Annotated in this window: 17 protein-coding genes; 9 read left to right on the plus strand and 8 right to left on the minus strand. The window is 61.4% G+C overall.

The annotated features are described in order from the left end of the window. The first annotated feature begins 65 nt into the window (after nt 1-65). Genes GRF61_RS11325 through GRF61_RS11335 form a run of 3 tightly spaced genes read left to right on the plus strand, consistent with a single transcriptional unit; the run spans nt 66 to nt 5,081 of the window. Nucleotides 66-1,130 (plus strand): hypothetical protein, encoded by a 1,065-nt coding sequence (locus GRF61_RS11325; protein ID WP_169150761.1) that lies wholly within the window; start codon nt 66-68, stop codon nt 1,128-1,130. Between the two features lie 34 nt (nt 1,131-1,164). Beyond that, nucleotides 1,165-4,398, plus strand: a complete 3,234-nt coding sequence (locus GRF61_RS11330) for a type I restriction endonuclease subunit R (protein ID WP_169150762.1) — start codon at nt 1,165-1,167, stop codon at nt 4,396-4,398. After that, nucleotides 4,398-5,081: a SprT family zinc-dependent metalloprotease gene (locus GRF61_RS11335; RefSeq protein ID WP_169150763.1), complete on the plus strand. Its 684-nt coding sequence runs from the start codon at nt 4,398-4,400 to the stop codon at nt 5,079-5,081. Before GRF61_RS11330 ends, GRF61_RS11335 begins: the two co-directional genes overlap by 1 nt. 37 nt (nt 5,082-5,118) lie before the next feature. Here the strand turns inward: GRF61_RS11335 and GRF61_RS11340 are convergent, their stop codons facing one another. From GRF61_RS11340 to GRF61_RS11350, 3 genes are all read right to left on the minus strand, one after another. Then, nucleotides 5,119-5,559, minus strand: a complete 441-nt coding sequence (locus tag GRF61_RS11340; protein ID WP_169150764.1) for a TIR domain-containing protein — start codon at nt 5,557-5,559, stop codon at nt 5,119-5,121. 8 nt (nt 5,560-5,567) lie between these two features. Next, nucleotides 5,568-6,998: an SIR2 family protein gene (locus tag GRF61_RS11345; RefSeq protein ID WP_211165905.1), complete on the minus strand. Its 1,431-nt coding sequence runs from the start codon at nt 6,996-6,998 to the stop codon at nt 5,568-5,570. Nucleotides 6,999-7,196: 198 nt separating this feature from the next. Further along, complete coding sequence (locus tag GRF61_RS11350) at nt 7,197-7,496, minus strand: hypothetical protein (protein WP_169150765.1); 300 nt, start codon at nt 7,494-7,496, stop codon at nt 7,197-7,199. Here GRF61_RS11350 and GRF61_RS11355 point away from each other — a divergent pair. Beyond that, entirely contained in the window at nt 7,495-9,057 is a 1,563-nt protein-coding gene (locus tag GRF61_RS11355; RefSeq protein WP_248281203.1) for a DNA internalization-related competence protein ComEC/Rec2, read from the plus strand. The two genes, GRF61_RS11350 and GRF61_RS11355, sit on opposite strands and share 2 nt — an antisense overlap. 88 nt (nt 9,058-9,145) lie before the next feature. Further along, entirely contained in the window at nt 9,146-10,087 is a 942-nt protein-coding gene (locus tag GRF61_RS11360; protein ID WP_169150766.1) for an alpha/beta hydrolase, read from the plus strand. A gap of 202 nt (nt 10,088-10,289) precedes the next feature. Here the strand turns inward: GRF61_RS11360 and GRF61_RS11365 are convergent, their stop codons facing one another. The 4 genes from GRF61_RS11365 to GRF61_RS11380 all read right to left on the minus strand — a co-directional run bounded on the left by GRF61_RS11365 (nt 10,290) and on the right by GRF61_RS11380 (nt 14,679). Continuing rightward, nucleotides 10,290-11,918: a methyl-accepting chemotaxis protein gene (locus GRF61_RS11365; protein ID WP_169150767.1), complete on the minus strand. Its 1,629-nt coding sequence runs from the start codon at nt 11,916-11,918 to the stop codon at nt 10,290-10,292. Between the two features lie 157 nt (nt 11,919-12,075). Further along, entirely contained in the window at nt 12,076-12,510 is a 435-nt protein-coding gene (gene msrB, locus GRF61_RS11370) for a peptide-methionine (R)-S-oxide reductase MsrB (protein ID WP_169150768.1), read from the minus strand. Between the two features lie 60 nt (nt 12,511-12,570). Continuing rightward, on the minus strand, nt 12,571-13,740 hold the full coding sequence (locus GRF61_RS11375) for a DUF2863 family protein (RefSeq protein WP_169150769.1): 1,170 nt from the start codon (nt 13,738-13,740) through the stop codon (nt 12,571-12,573). A 105-nt stretch (nt 13,741-13,845) separates the two neighbouring features. Continuing rightward, a complete protein-coding gene (locus tag GRF61_RS11380) occupies nt 13,846-14,679 on the minus strand; it encodes a pyruvate, water dikinase regulatory protein (protein WP_169150770.1) in 834 nt (277 codons plus the stop codon). 122 nt (nt 14,680-14,801) lie between these two features. Between GRF61_RS11380 and ppsA the strand changes: the two genes are divergently transcribed. From ppsA to GRF61_RS11400, 4 genes are all read left to right on the plus strand, one after another. Next, nucleotides 14,802-17,168: a phosphoenolpyruvate synthase gene (gene ppsA / locus GRF61_RS11385; RefSeq protein ID WP_169150771.1), complete on the plus strand. Its 2,367-nt coding sequence runs from the start codon at nt 14,802-14,804 to the stop codon at nt 17,166-17,168. 226 nt (nt 17,169-17,394) lie between these two features. Beyond that, nucleotides 17,395-18,354, plus strand: coding sequence for a M23 family metallopeptidase (locus GRF61_RS11390; RefSeq protein ID WP_169150772.1), 960 nt, complete (start codon nt 17,395-17,397; stop codon nt 18,352-18,354). 12 nt (nt 18,355-18,366) lie between these two features. After that, nucleotides 18,367-18,735: a hypothetical protein gene (locus GRF61_RS11395; RefSeq protein ID WP_169150773.1), complete on the plus strand. Its 369-nt coding sequence runs from the start codon at nt 18,367-18,369 to the stop codon at nt 18,733-18,735. 41 nt (nt 18,736-18,776) lie between these two features. Next, entirely contained in the window at nt 18,777-19,235 is a 459-nt protein-coding gene (locus GRF61_RS11400; protein ID WP_169150774.1) for a polymer-forming cytoskeletal protein, read from the plus strand. Nucleotides 19,236-19,276: 41 nt separating this feature from the next. On the opposite strand, the gene GRF61_RS11405 is transcribed toward GRF61_RS11400, so the two are convergent. Further along, nucleotides 19,277-19,969, minus strand: a complete 693-nt coding sequence (locus GRF61_RS11405; protein ID WP_169150775.1) for a phosphatase PAP2 family protein — start codon at nt 19,967-19,969, stop codon at nt 19,277-19,279. Nucleotides 19,970-20,020 lie beyond the last annotated feature (51 nt).

Raw genomic sequence — 20,020 nt, forward strand, 5'->3', positions numbered from 1 at the left:
TTGTAGAGCATCTCGTAGCCGAGTATTCAGTGACACCGCTGACACTCCATGAAGAACAGCGGACCATGGACAAAGAAGAGGCTCAGATCGATGTAACTGGTCGGTTTGACTATGTCCAAGCCCACTCGGGGCCTACGATGGCAAAAGGCTTTCGATTTACCTTCTTTTACCCCTACAGTGGGGACGCAAATCTCTGGAAGCTGCGGCCGAATACGTGGACCTCGGTGCTGCCTTCCGCTGAGGTTGACGCTCGCCGCTCACTTCTAATTCTCCGTATGGAGAACACGAGCAGCACAAGCCCTGAGCAACTAAAACAATCCTTGGAATCCCAAATTAGCAGTATTCGTGGCTACATCGGGTGGCAGGCTCAGATGGTATCTACCTTCAATGAGCAGCTTCCGCGACAAGTTCGAGAGAGTGTGGAGCACCGCCGCAAGGATCTTGAAAAACTTGATGGATTTGCAGCGGTCTTCGATATTCCTTTGGTGAAGAAGCCGGGCATGCCTGATTTCAAACCCATTGAAATGGCAAAGAAGGTTAGCCGCCCGCTACCGCGAGTTCCGGCTACCGGTGTCAAACCCGAGCCCGCCATCAATGCGGAAGCGTATGAGGAGATCCTCAGAATCATCCGCCATGCGGGAGCGTCATTTGAAGGCACTCCACAGACCTATGCCGCCATTGGCGAAGAAGGCTTGCGGGACAATATGCTTTCGCACATCAACGTCATCTTCGAGGGTAAGGCAACCGGTGAGACTTTCCGTAAATACGGGAAAACGGACATCCGGATAGAAGAAGATTCCCGTTCGGCGTTTGTGGCGGAGTGCAAGCTGTGGGGTGGTCAGAAGCTCCTTGGAGAAACTCTTGATCAATTGCTGGACTACCTGACATGGCGCGACTGTAAAGCAGCCTTGGTCATGTTCAACAAGAGCGTTGCCGGTTTTGCTGGCACTCAAGAGCAGGTGCGTCCTGCGCTAACTACGCGGCCCGGTTTTCTTCGAGAGCTGTCAGCTCCCGCCGGGGAGTGGAGATTTGTCTTTCAGTCGAAGGAAGACCCTTCCAGGGAAATCACGGTTCACGTATTCATGTTCAACCTCTACGTCGCTCCGGACAGGGCCGGGAAGAAGCGTTAGTCCTATACAAAAAGACAAACCATAGGGAGCAACAATGTCCGAACGCCTACAAGTAGAAAAACCATTCCTCGACCAGCTGGCAACCCTTGGTTGGGTTGTCATTGATCACGGCGAATCGCTGCCATCCTCCCCGGATAGTAGCCATCGCAGCAGCTTCAAAGAGGTTGCGCTCAGGAGTGTGTTTTTCGATGCCGTTCGGGCGCTCAATCTCGATGAGGCTGGGCTCCCTTGGCTAACAGACGTTCAACTCGATTTCTTGTTTGAGCACATCACGTCGCGCCCAGGTTCTTTGGTTGAAGCCAATCGGGCTGTGCATGAGGTGCTGCTTGCCGGTATCGATGACCTCGACCATGAGACTGCTGCTGGCGTTGTGAAGCGTAAGGCTCGATTCATCGATTTCGACAAGCCGGACAACAACCACTTCGTAGCCATCAACCAGTTTCGCATCGATACCCCAGGCCAGGCTAAGGAGCACATCCGCCCGGACATCGTATTGTTCGTGAACGGCTTACCCCTGGTGGTCATTGAAGCCAAGGAGGCCAACACGTTTACCAGCCTGCCGCTGGAGGAAGCCAAGCGCCAAATACTGCGCTACTCCGAACGCCGTGATGAGTCGACCAAGGGGGGCGTCAAGGAAGGCGAGGAGCGCCTGTTCCACTTCAACCTGTTCTCGATTGCCACCACGGGCACCCAGGCGGTGTATGGTTCCATCACCGCGGAAATGGACGAGTTCCAAACGTGGCGCTCCATCGAGCCGCCCGAATACCAGACCTACACCCCGCCGCTGGGAGGAGCCCCTCGAGCTCAAGAAGTTCTCATCCAGGGAATGCTCCCAAAGCCCACGCTGCTCGACCTGCTCCAGAATTTCTGCCTGTTCGCCACCAAGCGCGACAAGCTCATCAAGGTCGTTTGCCGATACCAACAATACCGCGCCATTCTCAAGGCTTTGGCCCGCATCCGCTCGAACGAAGGACCGAATCGCGGAGGCGTTATATGGCACACGCAAGGCTCCGGCAAGTCGCTGACGATGGTTTTCTTCGTGAAGAAGCTGCGCTCCTCGAAGGACCTGTTTGATTTGAAGGTGGTGATGGTCAATGACCGCACCGACCTGGAAGATCAGCTCGGGGGGACTGCTCACCTGGCAGGGGAGAAAGTTACGACCATCGGTAGCTCTCAGGAGTTGAGAGAAAAACTGGCCGGCAATGACTCAGGCCTCTACTTGGTAATGGTCCACAAGTTCCGTGAGGCTGCGGAGCAGCTCCCTGAGAGCGTCAAGTCGGCGCTAGGCATCCCGTTGGCGGCGCCTAAGCTCAAACCGTTCCCCGAAGTGAATTCATCCGATCGCATCATCGTCTTTATTGATGAAGCCCACCGGACCCAGTATTCAGATCTCGGCAACAACTTGGCTATCGCATTCAAGAACGCCATCAAGATTGCATTCACTGGTACGCCGCTCATAACGGCACGGCACGACCAGACTACGATGCAACGCTTTGGCGACTACATCGACACCTACAAGCTGAAAGACGCCCAGGAAGATGGCGCAGTGCTGCCCATTGTCTACACAGGGCGTACAACGGACACTGCGTTGTCTCACAAGTCGGAGTTTGACGAGAAATTCGATGATCTTTTCGCCGAGCGTACCGAAGAGGAGCTGGAGGCGATTAAGAAGAAATACGGCACCCGGGAGGATATCTTGGAGGCTGAGGCGCGGATTGCCGAAGTCTCAAAGAACCTGGTGAAGCACTACATCGAAAATGTCATGCCTGATGGCTTCAAAGCCCAAGTCGTGAGCGTTTCGAAGATCGCAGCACTTCGCTATGAGGGGGCCATCGCCAAAGCGCTTGAGGAGTACGCTGACAAATATGCCAAGCGTGCGGACGCAGATGCTGAAACCCTCAAGCGCATCAATTTCCTGAAGGCGGCCGTGATTGTGTCGGTCGATGGCACCAACGAGCTGGCCGGCGTCCTGGAAGCCAAAAAACGGGCTAAAGAGCTGGATGCCGTAAACAACTTCCTCAAGCGCTTTGACTACGATAAGCCTGAGACTGGGATCGCATTCCTTATCGTGTGCGACATGCTCCTGACGGGCTTCGATGCACCTATCGAGCAGGTGATGTACATCGACAAACCCTTGCGTGAGCACACCCTGTTGCAGGCCATTGCTCGAGTGAACCGCACGTACCCAGGTAAGAAGTTCGGTCTGATCGTTGACTACGTAGGGCTCACCAAGCACCTTCGCGAGGCACTGAAAATCTACGCCAGCGATGATCAGGATGACATCTTGCAGGGCATGCACTCCATGGAAGAGGAGTTTGCCAAGCTGGAAGGTACCTATGGCCGACTCATCTACTTCTTCAAGGAGAACAAGTTGCCGGAGGCTGAGGACTGGGGAAATCAAAAGCTTGGCGCAGAGGATGACTACCTGGTCTTTGAGATGATGATGGATGTGCTCGAAGACATCCAGCAGCGCGAGACCTTTTCCGTCTTGCTGATGCTGTTTTTGCAGGCACTGAACACGATACTTCCCGACCCAAAGGCAAGCGGCTACATTGCGCCAGCAAAGCGCTTTGCCTGGCTGAAGGCACAGGCCCGTGAGCGTTTCAAGGATGAGGGGATGAGCTTTGGCAATGCTGGTGAAAAGGTCAAAAAACTAATCAACGAGCACTTGGTTAGTCTAGGCATCAACATGAAGGTGCCTCCCGTTGAATTGATGTCTGCCGCTTTCCCGGATCAAGTGAAGAAAGGCAAGTCCTCGAAGGCGAAGGCGTCGGAGATGGAGCACTCGCTTCGCAAGCACATCACCGTGCATATGGAAGAAGATCCTGCCTGGTTCGGCTCCTTATCCGAAAAGCTTGAAGAGGTGCTGAAGAAGTACAAGGACAACTGGGACGAACAGGCCAAGCAGTTGGAACTACTTGTTGGCACCGCAAAGTCTGGACGCTCGAAGACGCCTACGGAAGGTGTGGACACCAAAGCGGTTCCGTTTTACGAAATGTTGCTCAAAACGCTCGAGAAATCCATCAAGCTGACTTCGGCCGACAAAGCGGGTATGAAGTCATTGGTGAATGGCTTGATGCCTATGCTCAAGGATGAAATGGCGACCCCTGGGTTCTGGGCAAACAGTGTCATGGTTTCGAATTTGCAGGGCCTGGTTGAGGATCGCTTAGTCGACAGTGGCGTTGACGTTTTGGTGGAGCATTTCGAGACATTGGCTCAAGATATTGTGCAACTGGCCAAGGCCCGACAATCTGATATTCTCAGCTGATGCTTAAGGTAGCTGATGTTGATTGCACCGTGCTGCGCTCCGCTCGTCGGAGCGTAGCCATTTTCATTGAGCGAGATGGATCGGTGAGCGTACGGGCTCCACAATCGGTTTCTGACGAACAGCTGGTCAAAGTCGTCGAGAAGAAACTGCCTTGGATCTATCGAAATATGGCTCTGTGGCGGGAGCTCAATCGGAACACACCAAAGCGTGAATTTGTGTCCGGTGAGTCATTCTATGTGGCCGGCAAACCTTGCATTTTGGATGTGCGATCGGACACCGAGAAACCGTTAGAGCTGGTAGGAGATCGACTGGTATTGAGGCGCAGCCAACTGGCCAAGGCGGAGGAGCTTCTTCGGGCTCTGTACCGGAAACTAGGCTATGAGCGGCTCCCAGGACTCATTGACCGGTATGCCTCAAAGATGGGTGTCCGTCCCGGAAGGTTGCGGGTTTGGGAGCTCCAAAATCGCTGGGCATCGTGCTCCGAACTGGGCAATCTCAACTTCCACTGGAAGGTCATGTCATTGCCTGGGGATGTGCTCGAGTATCTGGTCGTGCATGAACTCGCCCACATCAAGCACCGAAACCATACGAAAGAATTCTGGAACGAAGTAGAGAAAGCGCTGCCAGGCTGGAAGCACGCGGCAGCTTGGCTGCGTGATAACGGAGCCGGCAGGACGTTTTAGAGCGGGTAACCTTCAGGCTGGATATTCGCCCAGCCGCTTACCTTTTTGCAGCAGTCGCTGCCGCTTCCACCCACTTGCCTAAATTATCCCGCCCGTTGTGCTTGTTCCATAGATAGTGTTCATATCCTGGTACCCGCAGGTTGCAGCAATCTGTAGTGTTTCCTTGTAGGTCGGAAATTTTACTTATGTCGATCGTGAGAAGGCCATTGCCTCTCGCAATGCTCTGGTCAATTTCGTACTTGACCCATTTGCTTTTATGGGTATTGGCGCCAACCAAAACCACGGTTACTGACGTGCCTTCCAGCTGCTTGTCAATCCAGGCCTTAATCGCTTTGTCACCTTGGCGTTGCACCGCCTCAAAATCAGCCTTATCTATAAAGCCTGATTTTGTCACGCCGGTGATCACATTGCTGTTACGGACGTTCATCGCGCGTTGCACGTCATCATATTTAAAGCTGAAGAACACTTTTCTTGCCATACCGATCCTTAAATAATCTTCAAAAGTTGCAGAGTTATTTTCTTGGCTTCATTCAGATCCGTTTCTTCGTCGCCAAGCGCTTGGAGTAACGGCAAAATATCGTTGCCGCGGGGATGAGTAGCCACATTGAATGCCTGTAGGACTTCTTCCCAAAGCTTCCGGGTTATGGAGCCAGTAATACCGATCGGAATGACAAATACACCTTTTTCTATGGCAATGTCAAATTCTTCACGCATCCCATTCGACTCTACTACCTCTCCGTTAACGAGCTTGTTGCCGAACAGAAAAATTGCTATGCCAGCGTGGTCAAGCATGGTGCGACGATACTCCCGCCACAAGTCGGGCAGAGGTCGATTACCTGATTGAGTTTGTGGAAACGGCCTAAGGACAAGCTGCTCACTATCCAAGCGCCCGCCGTTCATGATGGTTTGCTCAAGGACGCCGCTGATGACGGCACTTCCAATCCCGAGTCCGAAACCAGATATGACGCGAAACTTCTCCTTGCTGATTTCCCGGCTTAATTCGTATACAAAACGCTCCGCCTCGCCTTGGCTCCAAGGTGAGTAGTCGTGCGCGGCGCCAGAAACAAATACCGTACGCCTCTTGTGCCTATGCTCGACGGCCTTAAGGATCGCGTTGATGTCCTCGAATTCATCGACATAGGTCGTCTTTATTCCAACCCGCAGAAGCTCCCCCGCAAATAGTTGCTCTTTCCGCTGACGGTACTCGAAATCCGCTAGGTTCTCATTGTCATACCGTTTTGCTTTGCGAAGTATGCAGTGGTGCTGCCGTTGGTCGTGCCCATAGTGAATGCGAACACGGCTAAGAATATATTCAAGGTTGGGGTCGGTGAAGCTGAACCCTAAAAATAGAAACGTCTTAGACACCAAGTCACCACTGAGCGCAGTGATGAAGGGTTGCATCTTAATGTGATATCGCTCGTAATCGTCGCGGATCAGTACCGCATCGGCAGGATGAGTGGCATCACCGTGCATTTTGTATACCACAGCGTCACGGTTAGATCTTGTGACAGCAAGTTGCTTTACGGTGTATTTCACATCGGCGACTTTGCCGTTATGTTCCAGCGCTGATTCAATCAGGTTGTCGTAGTTGGTTGTCCAGAATGTCTCTATTGGCAGTCGCGCTAGGATCCGATGGTTATCTGTCGGCGCCACATTCGTTGAGAACTCGGTTACCAAGAGCTGGTTGAGTTTCGCACGATTGGCCTGATGCACATTCGCGTGGTACTGGGCAAGGGTGACCAAGTCCCATTCTTTCTCGACATCCAGGTCAAGATCCTCGGCAATGGGTTTTAGTAGAGTTTTCCAGTCAACGAAACCCGCGTCACGTGAGAAGCCTGCGCCAGCGAAAATGGCCAGGTTTCCTTCTTCAAGTTCCTTTGACAGCAGTTCAACCAGCCGGATTTGATCTCTATGCACTGTGCCCACCTTTGCTATTTGGCAATAAGTCTATCATTCTCAGCGGGTTAGATCCTCGTATCCTGAGTTATGTCTGCCTGCGGTTCCGTGGACCCATCGTGGTTACAGTGTTCAATCCAGGCGTGGAACAGAACTTTAATGTCATGCTCGAAGCTGGAACAGAACTTATTGTCATCATTCGGCGTTTTTGCTTGAAATTTAAGCAAAGCGTCGAATTTGTTCGCCGTCCGTCCAGGGATTGCTGTAACTGCGAGCCAAAAGCTCTTTTTGCCGATAGGTGTGAAATTTGTGAAAACGACCGCATAGCAGGGCGGACCAGAACTTTAATGTCATGGCGGATCGTCTAAAAAGCCGCAGTGGACCAGAACTTATTGTCACAAAGTTGCCAGAACAGAACTTATTGGCATAGACCAGGACTTTAATGTCATAGACCACGAATGCGCAGTGGGATGTTTTCCGCAACACCGGTATCACCCATCTGGTGGCGATCTCGGGCATGCATGTCTCCTTGTTCGCGCTGCTGGCCGGCAGCGCGGTTGCGCTGGCGTGGCGACGTTTGCCCTGGCTGGCGCTGCGGCTGCCGGCGCGCAAGGCGGCTGCGGTGGCGGCGCTGGCGGGCGGCGTGGCCTATGGCCTGCTGGCTGGCCTGGGGCTGCCGGTGCAGCGTGCGCTGGTGATGCTCGCGGTGCTGGCGGTCGCCTGGATGCTGGGGCGGGAGGTGGCACCCAGCCGGGTACTGGCGCTGGCCTTGCTCGGTGTGCTGCTGGCGGACCCATGGGCGGTGCTGGCGCCGGGCTTCTGGCTGTCCTTCGGTGCGGTGGCCACCATTCTCCTGGTGGCCAGCGGACGATTGGGGGTGAAACGCGGCGGCTGGCGCGCGGCGACCCGGCTGCAGCTGGGCATCACGCTGACCTTGTTGCCGGCGCTGCTGGCACTGTTCCAGTCCTTTTCGGTGGTGGCGCCGCTGGCGAATGCGGTGGCGATCCCGGCAATCAGCTTCCTGGTGACGCCGCTGGCCTTGCTCGCCGCGGCGCTGCCAGTGGAGGCCCTGCTGCATCTGGCGCACTGGCTGCTGGCGATGACCATGATTCCGGTGAACTGGCTGGCGGCGTCGCCCTGGGCCCTGTGGCAGCAGGCGGTGCCGCCGCTGGCCTTGATCGTGGCCGGCACCGGGGCTACCGCGGTGCTGCTGTTGCCCCGTGGGGCCGGTGGCAAGCTGGCGGCGCTTGCCGTGCTGTTCGCCTTGCTGAGCTGGCGGCCGGCGCGGCCGCAGGAGGGCGAGTTCTGGCTGACGGTGCTGGACCTGGGCAACGGTCTGTCGGTGCATCTGCAGACGGCGCGGCACGATCTGCTCTACGACGCCGGACCGCCCTACGGGCCGGCAGCGGACGCCGGCAGCCGGGTGGTGCTGCCCTATCTCGCCGGGCTGGGGGTGCAGCGGCTGGACCTGCTGCTGCTCTCGCATGACGACATGGACCACATCGGCGGTGCCGGGGCGGTGCTGGCCGGCATGCAGGTGGACGCGGCAATGGCCTCGGAGACCTTGCCGCTGCTGGCCACGACGGGGCTGCCCCTGCGCCGCTGCGCGGCCGGGATGAACTGGTCCTGGGACGGCGTGGCCTTCGAAGTGCTGCATCCGCAGGCAGGTCAGGCGCCGGCGCGGCGCAACAACGATGATTCCTGTGTGCTGCGCATCCGCGGCGCCGGCGGCTCGGCGCTGCTGGTGGGCGACATCGAGGCCCGCACCGAGGCGATGCTGGTGGGCCGCTTCGGCGACACGCTGGCGAGCGAGCTGATCGTCGTTGCCCACCACGGCAGCCGCAGCTCCTCCACCGCACGCTTCGTCGACAGCGTGTTGCCGGAAGCGGCCTTGTTCTCCAGCGGCTACCGAAACCCCTACGGCCATCCGCATCCGGCGGTATGGGCGCGCTGGCAGGAAGCCGGCGCGCGCAACTGGCGGACCGACGAGCAGGGCGGGCTGATCGCCCGCATGGGGCGCAACGGCCTGGCGGTGGAGGCGGTGCGGGAGTCGCGCCCGCGCTACTGGCACGGCCGCTGAGCCGCGGGACGCACGGTATGCCGGGCTTGCCCGGCGGGCGCGGCCGGCTGCTAGACTCGGCCGTCATCCAGACCACCGCCGAGCTGCCATGAGCCTGATCTCCGCACTGCGTCGCCTGTTCGATTCCCCCCAGCCCTTGCGCAACCCGCCACCGGCCTCGCTGCCGTCCGCCGATGAGCCGCGCCAGCGCGAAGTTCAGTGCCTGGGGCCGCATGGTCTGCATCGCATGGCCTACGTCGAATGGGGGGACCCGACCAATCCACGGGTGTTGGTCTGCGTGCATGGCTTGACGCGCAACAGCCGCGATTTCGACCATCTCGCGCGGGCGCTTTGCAGCCACTACCGCGTCGTCTGTCCAGACGTGGCCGGCCGCGGCCGCAGCGACTGGCTGGGAGTGAAAGCGGACTACGGTTTTCCGGTGTACGTTGGTGACATGGTGACTCTGCTGGCGAGGCTGGACGTGGAGGAAGTGCACTGGGTGGGGACTTCCATGGGCGGTATCATCGGCATGTTGCTTGCTAGCCAGCCGCATACGCCGGTGAAACGGCTGGTGCTCAACGACGTTGGCCCGGTGGTGACGGCCGCCTCGCTGCGGCGTATCGGCCAGTACGTGGGCAAGGCGCCGCGCTTTGATTCCCTGGCCGCGGCCGAAGCCTACATCCGCGAAGTCAGCGCGCCCTTCGGCGCGCTCAGCGACGAGCAATGGCGCCATCTCACCGTGCATTCGGTGCGGAAGGTGGAGGGCGGCTACACCATGTGCTATGACCCCGGCATCGGCGATGCCTTCCGCAATACGCCGCTGGTTGCCGATGTGGACCTCTGGTCGGTGTACGACCGTATCGCTTGCCCCACGCTGGCGCTACGCGGCGCAGCCTCCGACCTGCTGGAACCGGCGACGCTGCAGGCGATGGCTGGCCGTGGCCCCTGCGCGCGTACGGTGGAGTTCGCCGGCGTGGGCCATGCGCCCATGCTGATGAGCGAAGAGCAGCTCGCGGTGGTGCGGGATTTCCTGCTCGAAAGCGAGGGGTGAGCCGGATGCCGCCGCGCCGGCCTTGTTCATCCAGCCCTGGCTTTTCATTAGCCTGGCCTCGATCATTGCCATCGCGCTGTGCCGGCGGAACTTCGCTTCCGCGGCTTTGCGCGCGCTGGAGCCCTGAGCCCGCGCCAGTAACTTGGCTTGAAGCCGGGCCGATCGCCACACGCGAGCCATAGCCCGGCGTAGCCGAGCTGGGCTACAGCCGGAAACGGCTGACGGTGCTCAGCATGCTATCGGCAACCTGAGTCAGTGCCTGGGCGGAGCGAGAAGCCTCCGCGGTGGCGGCACCGGTTTCTTCCGCATGGGTGGCGATTTCCTCCACCCGCTTGGCGACCTCGGCGGAAGCGCCGGATTGTTCCCGCAGGGCGACGTCCAGTTCGCCGATGATGCTGGCGACCTGCTGGGAAATGTCCTGCAGCGCGGTGATGGTCCGCCCGGTGTGTTCCGCATGGCTGACGCTGTTGCTCACCGCTTCCACGCCATCGCCGATGCCAGCCACTACCTGGCGGGTGGATTCCTGGATGGCGCGGACCATCTCGGTGATCTCGCCGGTGGATTCGGCGGTGCGCTCGGACAGCTTGCGCACTTCGTCGGCGACGACGGCGAAGCCCCGGCCATGTTCGCCGGCGCGGGCCGCTTCGATGGCGGCGTTGAGCGCCAGCAGATTGGTCTGCTCGGCGATCTCCTTGATCACCTGCACGATGCTGGAGATGCGCTGCGAGTCGGTTTCCAGCCCAGCGATGCGTTCCGCCGCCGTCTGCACCACATTGGAGACGCGGCCGATTTCCTCCACCAGCTTGTCCACCGTACCCTGGCCTTCCAGCGCCTGCCTGCCGGCATCTGCGGCGAGCCGGCTCGCATCTCCGGTGCTGTCGGATACATGGGTGATGGAAACGGTGAGCTGCTCGACGTTGGCGGCGATGGCGGAGGCGGCTTCGCTCTGCACCGCCACGCTTTGCTCCATCTGCGACACCCCGTCGCCGAGCTGGCGGGCCGCGCCGGACACCTCGTCCGCACCCTGCCGGGTGGAGATCAGCGTCTCGCGCAGCGCGGCCTGCATGTCGCCGACAGCGCCCACCAGCGCGCCGATCTCGTCGCGGCTGCGCGCCGGCAGCTCGGAGCCGGACAGGTCGCGGGAGGCGATGCGCTGCGCGGCGGTAACCACGCGGGAAAGGCGGTTGCTCAGGAGGCGGGCGAAGAAGACGGAGCTGGCGAGGGCGAGGACGGTGCCGGTGATCAGCGCCGCAATCGCGGTGGTCCGGGCCTGGGCGGCGGCGTTGGAGCCCATGGCGGTGGCTGCGTCGGCATTCTGGCGGTTGTACGTCACCAGGGCTTCTATGGCGTCGCGGACCCGGTTGGCGGCAGGAAGCCAGTTTTCGCGCTGTACCTGCAGCGCCTCGCTTTCGCGCCCGGCCTTCTCGTGCTCGATGGCGGTGTTGACCACCTTGGCATAGTCCCGCGCGGTACTGCGGACAGTTTCTATCAGCCGCCTGTCTTCGTCGCTGGCAATGAGCGGGGTATAGCCGTCCACTGCCTCCTGGACCGAGGCGTCCAGTTCGCCGAGCGCCTTTTCCACCTTGGCTTTGTCGGCCGGGGCCGCCAGCAGGTACTCCAGGCTGCGTACCCGGTAGCGCAGGCGCAGTTCGCTGAGCTTGGCTGCCTGCTGCACCGAGGGTAGCCAGTTGCGGGCGACTTCTCCGGCGAGCTCGTCCACCCTGCCGATCTGCACGTAGCAGATGATGATGGCGGCAATGAAGAGGGTTCCGGATACGAGGAAGTTGAGAAGCAGCTTTCCACGTAGCGACAGATCGTTGAACCAGGTCATGGCTGCTCCCCCAAATTGTTGTTGTTGTTCCCGGTGTACGGCAGTGAGATTGCCGATACTAGCCGGATTTCCTCTCCGTCCGGCTATTCATGCGGATTAACGGGCTGACAGCTTGCCGGGTTTAGGGGGGGCTGCCCAAAGCGGGTATCGAAACCGTTCAGCGTTCTTCGCCCGTCTCCCCGGGCGGCGCCTTTTCGGCATCGGCTTCCAGGTGGATGGAGGCGGAGTTGATGCAGTAGCGCAAGCCGGTGGGTTGAGGGCCATCCTCGAACACATGGCCGAGGTGGGCGCCGCACTCATGGCACAGCACCTCGGTGCGGTGCATGAAGTGGCTGTGGTCGTCGGCGGTATCCACGTTCTGGGGTTCGGCGGCAGTCCAGAAGCTGGGCCAGCCGCAGCCGGCGTCGTACTTGTGCTCCGAGCGGAATAGCGGCGCGCCGCAGCTGGCGCAGGTGTAGGTGCCGTCGTCCCAGCGGTTCCAGTACTCACCGCTGAAGGCACGCTCGGTACCTTTCTCGCGCATCACGTGGTATTGCATCGGGGTGAGCGCGGCGCGCCATTCGGCGTCGCTCTTCTTGATCTTGCGGCTCATGGTGTCTCCTCTGTGTGGGGTGCCGGCAACGACTGAGGGCCCGCGCGGGCCCGGCAGGCCTCAGTGCAGATGCCGCGGCAGTTGTTCAGCCTGCTCTTCCGGCATCTCGGCATGCACGATCTCGCCTTCCGGCGAAGGGTACATGGGAGCGCCGCAGTCATCGCAGTACTCGAGCGGGAAGCGGTGCTCCAGGTTGATGATCTCGCTGACGCCGCATTCGCGCAGCACCGCCTCGATCTGAGCGGCGCAGTCGCTGTTCTCGTCCTCGGCGCCGAGCAGCGGCCAGACCACGCCATGCACCACCTCGTCGCGGTCGCGCAGGGTGAGGCCGACGCGGTATTCCTCCAGGTGGCGATCCCAGAATGGGGCGATGACTGCCCGCAGATTGGCCGCCGGGGCTTCCAGCGCGGTGCCGAGGTAAGCCACCGAGGCGCGCACCGCATACGGCCGGCTGTCCTTGTCGGCGCTGCGGCTGGCGGCGAAATAGGCTTCCGGCAGCACGACCTCCAGCGCGCAGCCGGGCAGCAGTGGGGCGAGGCAGGCGCCGCCCTGGGTGCGCCACTGGTTCAGCGCCTGCTCGCGGCTGCCATCGGCTTCCTGCCAGCGGAACAGCGGCTGGCCCTTGGGTACGGCCACCGCGGCCAGCAGGTAGCGGGTGTCGGATAGGAACTGGGCCGTCTCCGGCATGCCTTCGGTGTCGATGTGCAGGTCCTGGCCATTCATGGCCGCGCCGCCGATGACATGGGCGAAGGCGGCGGTGCCGCAATAGCCCTGCGGCAGTTGGTCAGGGCTGAACAGGAAGTCGGCCAGCGAGAAGCGTACGCCGTCGGCCAGGATGTGGGCCTGCAGATGGACGCGCAGGTTGGCCAGCACAGCCGGCGGGATGGCGGTGGCGGGGATGCGGTAGCGCGACCACGCCAGCACGGGGGCCGCGACCAGCAGCACGTCATGGTCGGCGGACAGCCGGGCGGCGGATTCGGCGCGCGACTCGATCTGGTCGGCGAGTTCGTCGTAAGCGCTGGCCTCGGTGCTGTAGAGGTGGTCCAGCGCGGCGTTCAGCGTTTCTTCGTCGTTGTCTTCCAGCAGTTCGTCGATGGCGGCGGCCAGGTTCTGTTCCCAGTAGCGGTCTTCCACCCGGCAGCCGGATTCGGCGAGACCTGTGGCGAGCCAGGCGAGTCGTTCGGCGTCGCGGCCTAGGCCGCCACGGCGCTTGAGGCGCGTTCTTTTCATCTCGTGTCCTGAGAATGTCCGGTGGAGCCTGGGCTCCGGGCGGACGGGGGCCGATATTCTAGCCCACCGCCCCTCTCTCCGCCTGCGCCGGCCCTGCTTCAATATTTAATAGACAGGTCGGACGAGACGCACGTTCTGCAGGATGGTGGCCGAGATTTCTTCGATGGACTTGGTGGTGGAGTCCAGCCAGCGGATGTTCTCCCGCCGCATGAGCTTCTGCGCCGCGTCGATCTCGTAGCGGCAGTTGTCCAGCGCGGCGTAGCGGCTGTTGGGGCGGCGCTCCTGGCGGATCTGCGACAGGCGCTCCGGCGAGATGCTGAGGCCGAAGAGCTTGTTGCGGTAGACATGGAGTTCGCCCGGCAGCTTGTTGCGGTCGAAGTCTTCCGGGATGAGTGGGTAGTTGGCCGCCTTCACGCCGAACTGCACCGCCAGGTAGAGGCTGGTCGGTGTCTTGCCGGAGCGGGACACGCCGACCAGGATCACGTCCGCCTCGGCCAGTTCGCCCTCGGAGGAAACGCCGTCGTCGTGGGCCATGGCGAAGTTGATCGCCTCGATGCGGTTCTTGTAGTCCATGCTGTCGGCGATGCCGTGGAAGCGGCCGACTGTATGGGTGGAGCGCTGGCCGAGCTCGGTTTCCAGCGGGCCGATGAAGCGCTCGAACAGGTCGAGGAAGAGAGCGTCCGCCTTGCGCAGGGCGGCGACCGTCTCCGGATTGACCAGCGTGCTGAAGACGATGGGGCGGGCGCCGTCGCTGGCGTGGGCTTCCCGGATCTGGTTGGCGCAGTCGATGGCCTTATCGAGGTCGTCCACGAAAGGGATGCGGATCTGCCGCATGCGCGATTCGGGAAACTGGGCGAGCAGGCTGTGACCCAGCGTTTCGGCGGTGATGCCGGTGCCGTCGGAGATGAAGAAGACGCTGCGGATCGGGGTGTCGCTCATGGGTTTTCGGGTCTCGGCGGAAGGGAATATCCGGTATTGGGGCAAACCCTGCGATGCGGCAGAGCAGCAAAACTCTTAAAATCGCATTTTGCTTTCTCCACAACAATTCCGGAAGGCCATCCATGACCCAGTACGTCATCCCCTTCACCGAACTCCGTATGTCCGACGTGGACAAGGTCGGCGGCAAGAACGCCTCGCTGGGTGAAATGATCAGCCAGCTACCTTCCAGCGTGCGGGTTCCCGGCGGCTTCGCGACCACCGCGGACGCCTACCGCGAGTTCCTGGCTCATGAGGGGCTGGTGGATAGGATCAACGCCGCGCTCGACGTGCTGGATGTGGACGATGTGAACGCGCTGGCCCGTACCGGCGCCCAGATCCGCCAGTGGATCGTGGACACTCCGTTCCCGGCCAAGCTGGAAACCGAGATCAAGACCGCCTACGAGCAGATCACCTCCGAAGGCGAGGGCAGTTTCGCCGTCCGCTCCTCCGCCACCGCGGAAGACCTGCCGGACGCCTCCTTCGCCGGCCAGCAGGAAACCTTCCTGAACATCCACGGCTACGAGAACATCCTGCACGCGATGAAGGAAGTGTTCGCGTCGCTGTACAACGACCGCGCCATCGCCTACCGGGTGCACAAGAACTTCGCCCACGCCGATGTCGCCCTCTCCGCCGGCGTGCAGCGCATGGTGCGTTCCGACACCGGCGCCTCCGGCGTGATGTTCACCATCGATACCGAATCCGGTTTCAAGGACGTGGTCTTCATTACCGCCTCCTACGGTCTCGGCGAAACCGTGGTGCAGGGCGCGGTGAACCCGGACGAGTTCTACGTCCACAAGCCTACGCTGGCGCTGGACAAGCCGGCGGTGGTCCGCCGCAATCTGGGCTCCAAGCTGATCAAGATGGTCTTCGCCGACAAGGCGGTGGCCGGCAAGTCGGTGCGCACGGTGGACGTGCCGGAAGCCGACCGCAACCGGTTCTCCCTGACCGACGAAGACGTGCTGGAACTGGCGCGCTACGCGGTGATCATCGAGCAGCACTACGGCCGCCCGATGGACATCGAGTGGGGCAAGGACGGCGAGGACGGCAAGCTGTACATCCTGCAGGCCCGCCCGGAAACTGTGAAGAGCCAGGACAGCGGCCTGGTGATGGAGAAGTACCGCCTCAAGCAGTACAGTAAGGCGCTGGCCCATGGCCGCGCCATCGGCCAGAAGATCGGTGCCGGTACCGTCCGCATCGTCGCCGACGCTTCCGAGATGAACCGCGTGCAGCCGGGCGACATCCTGGTCACCGACATGACCGACCCGAATTGGGAGCCGGTGATGAAACGCGCCGCGGCCATCGTCACCAACCGCGGTGGCCGCACCTGCCACGCGGCCATCATCGCCCGTGAGCTGGGCATTCCGGCCATCGTCGGCTGCGGCAACGCCACCGAAGTGCTGGAAGAGGGCGAGTCCGTCACCGCCTCCTGCGCTGAAGGCGACACTGGCTACGTTTATCGCGGCAAGCTGGACTTCGAGGTCATCACCACCGACATGGGCAACCTGCCCGACATCCCGGTGAAGATCATGATGAACGTGGGCAACCCGGAACTCGCCTTCGAGTTCGCGCAGATCCCCAACGGCGGCGTCGGCCTGGCGCGCCTGGAGTTCGTCATCAACAACATGATCGGCATCCACCCGAAGGCTATCCTGGAGCTCTCCCAGGTGCCGGCCAGCCTGCGCGACGAGATCAAGCGCCGCTCCCGCGGCTACGCGACGCCCAAGCAGTTCTTCATCGAGAAGCTGGTCGAGGGCGTGGCCACCATCGCCGCCGCCTTCTATCCGAAGCCGGTCATCGTGCGCATGTCGGACTTCAAGTCCAACGAGTACCGCAAGCTGCTCGGTGGCGACATCTATGAGCCGGAGGAAGAGAACCCGATGCTGGGCTTCCGCGGCGCCTCGCGCTACATCGCCCACAGCTTCCGCGACTGCTTCGAGTTGGAATGCGCGGCGATGAAGAAGGTCCGCAACGAGCTGGGCCTGACCAACGTGCAGATCATGATCCCCTTCGTGCGCAACCTGGAAGAGGCGGCCGGCGTGGTGGACCTGCTGGCGGAGCACGGCCTGAAGCGCGGCGTGAACGACCTCAAGCTCATCATGATGTGCGAGATCCCGTCCAACGCCCTGCTGGCCGATCAGTTCCTGCAGCACTTCGACGGCTTCTCCATCGGCTCCAACGACCTGACCCAGCTCACCCTGGGCCTGGATCGCGACTCCGGCCTGGTGGCGCATGCCTTCGACGAACGCGATCCGGCGGTCAAATTGCTGCTGTCCATGGCCATCCAGTCGGCCAACAAGCTGGGCAAGTACGTGGGCATCTGCGGCCAGGGGCCCTCCGACCATGCGGATTTCGCCGAGTGGTTGATGGACGAAGGCATCCAGACCATCTCCCTCAATCCGGATACCGTGGTGGATACCTGGCTGCGCCTCGCCAAGCACGGCAAGGCCTGATCCGCGGCTGATCTTCGCCAGAACGGCGGCCTGCGGGCCGCCGTTGGTCGTTGACGGCGGTGGGCTGTCGACCTCGTCAAAGGTGCTACACTCTCGGGGTTTTTCTGTTTGACCAAATGAACACGACGGCCTGCTGGCCGCGTTTTTCCGGTCGGACAGCCGAATTCCACCTTCCGCGCTGAACGACTTGTGTCCGGTCGTGTGCGGAACGAACCGGAGGACGAGGATGGCACTGGTCATTCTTTCCGCTGGAACGCTCGCCCAGTCAAAGGTCCGCACGCTGAGCCTGCGCACGACCGTGGGGATCGTTTCGGTTTGCCTGCTCGCGGTTGCCGCAGGCGCATTCGCACTCGGCCTGGGCCTCGGCCGCCAGGCGACTCCCGAACCACCGCCGGCAATGGGCTTGAAGTTCGACCAGCCCGAAGGCCGCATGCTGATAGATCGTGTCGGTGAGTTGTCCGGCCGCTTGCTGCGGCTAGAGAACGAAGCGCTCACCCTGGCCAGGCGTATCGACGTGGTCAAGGAGTTCGAGGAGGCGCAGAACAGCCGCGAACTGCCTCCGCCTAGCGCCTATGAAGGGGCGAAGCCGGGCACGCCCGCCGGCGGCCCCCTGATTCCCTTGACCGGTGCCCGGCTGGGAGACGTGCTCGAGCCTGCCGCCGCGGCGCCTTCCAGCGGTTTCGACGACCAGGGCAGCGGCCTGAGCCTGCTGGAGCAGGATCTGGAGCGGATGAACGCGACGCTGGCCGCCATTTCCCGTGCGGCGGACGAGCGCAACCTGCAGCTGATGACTTTTCCCAGCCGTATTCCGGTGCCCGGCGCGCTGCGCAATTCTTCCTTCGGCCGCCGCATGGATCCGTTCAACCGCGGTGCCGCATTCCACAGCGGGCTGGATTTCCCCGCCCCCACCGGCACGCCCATCGTCGCCAGCGCGGGCGGGCGGGTGATCTACTCCGGCTATCGCAATGATTATGGCTACACCGTTGAGATCGACCACGGCAACGACCTGATCACTCGCTACGCCCACTGCTCCCGGCTGCTGGTCAAAGCGGGCGAGGTGGTTACCCCGGGCCAGCGCATCGGCGCAGTGGGAACCACAGGCCGTTCCACCGGGCCGCACCTGCATTTCGAAGTCCTGAAAGGCGGGCGCTATTCCAATCCCGAGTTGTATCTCGCCAGTTCCTGAGCCGGGAGCGCGATGCTTTTTTCCCGCCGCTCCCGTTCCCACACCCGTTCCCTGACCGCGGGGGCGTTCGAGCTCTCGGTGCGCCGCCGCTACCGCCGTATTGCGGCCATCACTGGCATCTGCGTTGTTTTTTTTGTGCTGCTCGCTGGCGGCGTGCACTATTTTGAGAAGAAGTGGGCCCCCGCGATCCGTCTCGCCGAACTGGAGCAGCGGAACAGCGAGCTGCGGGAAGAAGTGGAGCGCCTCAAGCTTGAAGTGCAGATGGAGCACGCGACCCGCGGCGAGCTGGAGAAGCAACTCGCCGACCTGAGCAGCGAGGCGGACAAGCTGAAGAGCGAGCTTGGCTTCTACAAATCCCAAGGCGGCCTGCAGCGCCGCTGAGTACCGATTACCGATATCCAACTATCGTCGAGAGGCAGCGCATGTTCGGCAGCAAGAAACAGAGCAAGCAAAGCAAGTCCATTGAAGTCACCAAACTGTCCAGCCTGATCGCCGACAACGTGCAGATCGTCGGCGACGTGGTCTTCTCCGGCGGCCTGCGGGTCGATGGCAGCATCGAAGGCAACGTGGTGAACAAGGAAGACAGCAATGGCCTGCTGGTGTTGAGCGACAAGGGCAGCATCAAGGGCCGGGTCAGCACCTACGACGCGGTGGTGAACGGCACCATCCAGGGCGACCTGGTGGTGCATCACTTTCTGGAGCTGCAGGCAAACGCCAGGGTGTCAGGCAACATCAGTTACCGCCAACTGCAGATGGAGTGCGGAGCCGGGCTGGAAGGTCAGCTCTCCCGGCTGGACGATGAGGCGAAGGAGCGCCGGGTGGAGGACAAGAAGGTGGTCGATCTGCCCCACGCCGCAGGAAGCGCGTCCGGCTCGCGCTGAGGGCACCCTGCCGGAAGGCGGCCGCCTGGACCGAGCAGGTCCTAGGCGGCCGCTTTTTCTTTGTGCCCGTCTGCCGGCAGCCAGCCCAGCCAGCGGAATAGCAGCCAGGAGAACCAGGCGGCGAACCAGGTGGCGTAGAAGCTGAACACGACGTCGCTGAGGAAGTGCCCGCCCTGCGAAACGCGGGCAAGGCCGAAGAGACCGCCTGCCACCAGCCCGATCAGCGTCCACCGGCGCCGGGCAAGCGCGCCGCCGAGAAAGCCCAGGCTGACGATGTAGAAGCCGGCGGATGCATGACCGCTGACGAAGGAGCAGTTGTTGTCGCATTCCCGGCCGGGCACCATCGCCGGGGTGAAGCGGCTCTGGCCGCCGAACTCGCTGACCTTGGCCGGCCGCGCGCGACCCCAGTTGTCCTTCAGCACCACATCGATCAGCAAGCCCGGCCCCAGGGCCAGCGCGACAAGCAGATAGCCCACCTGGGCGCGCCGCCGGCGTCCTTTTTCACTACGCACGAAACAGAAAAAGAACAGGGCGAGGAAGAGGCTGATGATGATGGCCTTGGACATCACCGGAATGCCGCCATAAAGCGCCATCACCAGCGCGCTTTTTTCGCCGTTGAAATGGCCGTCGCTGAAGAAGGCTGCGCTGGTGGCGAGATCCAGTTGCGGCCACAGGGTGAACAGCAGGGCGAAGAACACCATGCTGACCACCATCGTGAGGGTGAGGCGACTCATTGTGCCGGGGTCTCCGTATTGTCTTCAGCCGGCGGCGGGCTTGCAGGGGGG

This window comes from Azoarcus sp. TTM-91 (assembly GCF_012911025.1).
Lineage (GTDB): Bacteria > Pseudomonadota > Gammaproteobacteria > Burkholderiales > Rhodocyclaceae > Azoarcus.

Coding starts and splice junctions, on each gene's coding strand:
- GRF61_RS11390 (WP_169150772.1), top strand. CDS start 17,395: ATGGCACTGGTCATTCTTTCCGCTGGAACGCTCGCCCAGTCAAAGGTC.
- GRF61_RS11380 (WP_169150770.1), bottom strand. CDS start 14,679: ATGAGCGACACCCCGATCCGCAGCGTCTTCTTCATCTCCGACGGCACC.
- GRF61_RS11340 (WP_169150764.1), bottom strand. CDS start 5,559: ATGGCAAGAAAAGTGTTCTTCAGCTTTAAATATGATGACGTGCAACGC.
- GRF61_RS11375 (WP_169150769.1), bottom strand. CDS start 13,740: ATGAAAAGAACGCGCCTCAAGCGCCGTGGCGGCCTAGGCCGCGACGCC.
- ppsA (WP_169150771.1), top strand. CDS start 14,802: ATGACCCAGTACGTCATCCCCTTCACCGAACTCCGTATGTCCGACGTG.
- GRF61_RS11350 (WP_169150765.1), bottom strand. CDS start 7,496: ATGCCCGAGATCGCCACCAGATGGGTGATACCGGTGTTGCGGAAAACA.
- GRF61_RS11360 (WP_169150766.1), top strand. CDS start 9,146: ATGAGCCTGATCTCCGCACTGCGTCGCCTGTTCGATTCCCCCCAGCCC.
- GRF61_RS11395 (WP_169150773.1), top strand. CDS start 18,367: ATGCTTTTTTCCCGCCGCTCCCGTTCCCACACCCGTTCCCTGACCGCG.
- GRF61_RS11400 (WP_169150774.1), top strand. CDS start 18,777: ATGTTCGGCAGCAAGAAACAGAGCAAGCAAAGCAAGTCCATTGAAGTC.
- GRF61_RS11335 (WP_169150763.1), top strand. CDS start 4,398: ATGCTTAAGGTAGCTGATGTTGATTGCACCGTGCTGCGCTCCGCTCGT.
- GRF61_RS11365 (WP_169150767.1), bottom strand. CDS start 11,918: ATGACCTGGTTCAACGATCTGTCGCTACGTGGAAAGCTGCTTCTCAAC.
- msrB (WP_169150768.1), bottom strand. CDS start 12,510: ATGAGCCGCAAGATCAAGAAGAGCGACGCCGAATGGCGCGCCGCGCTC.
- GRF61_RS11330 (WP_169150762.1), top strand. CDS start 1,165: ATGTCCGAACGCCTACAAGTAGAAAAACCATTCCTCGACCAGCTGGCA.
- GRF61_RS11405 (WP_169150775.1), bottom strand. CDS start 19,969: ATGAGTCGCCTCACCCTCACGATGGTGGTCAGCATGGTGTTCTTCGCC.
- GRF61_RS11355 (WP_248281203.1), top strand. CDS start 7,495: ATGCATGTCTCCTTGTTCGCGCTGCTGGCCGGCAGCGCGGTTGCGCTG.
- GRF61_RS11325 (WP_169150761.1), top strand. CDS start 66: ATGGACAAAGAAGAGGCTCAGATCGATGTAACTGGTCGGTTTGACTAT.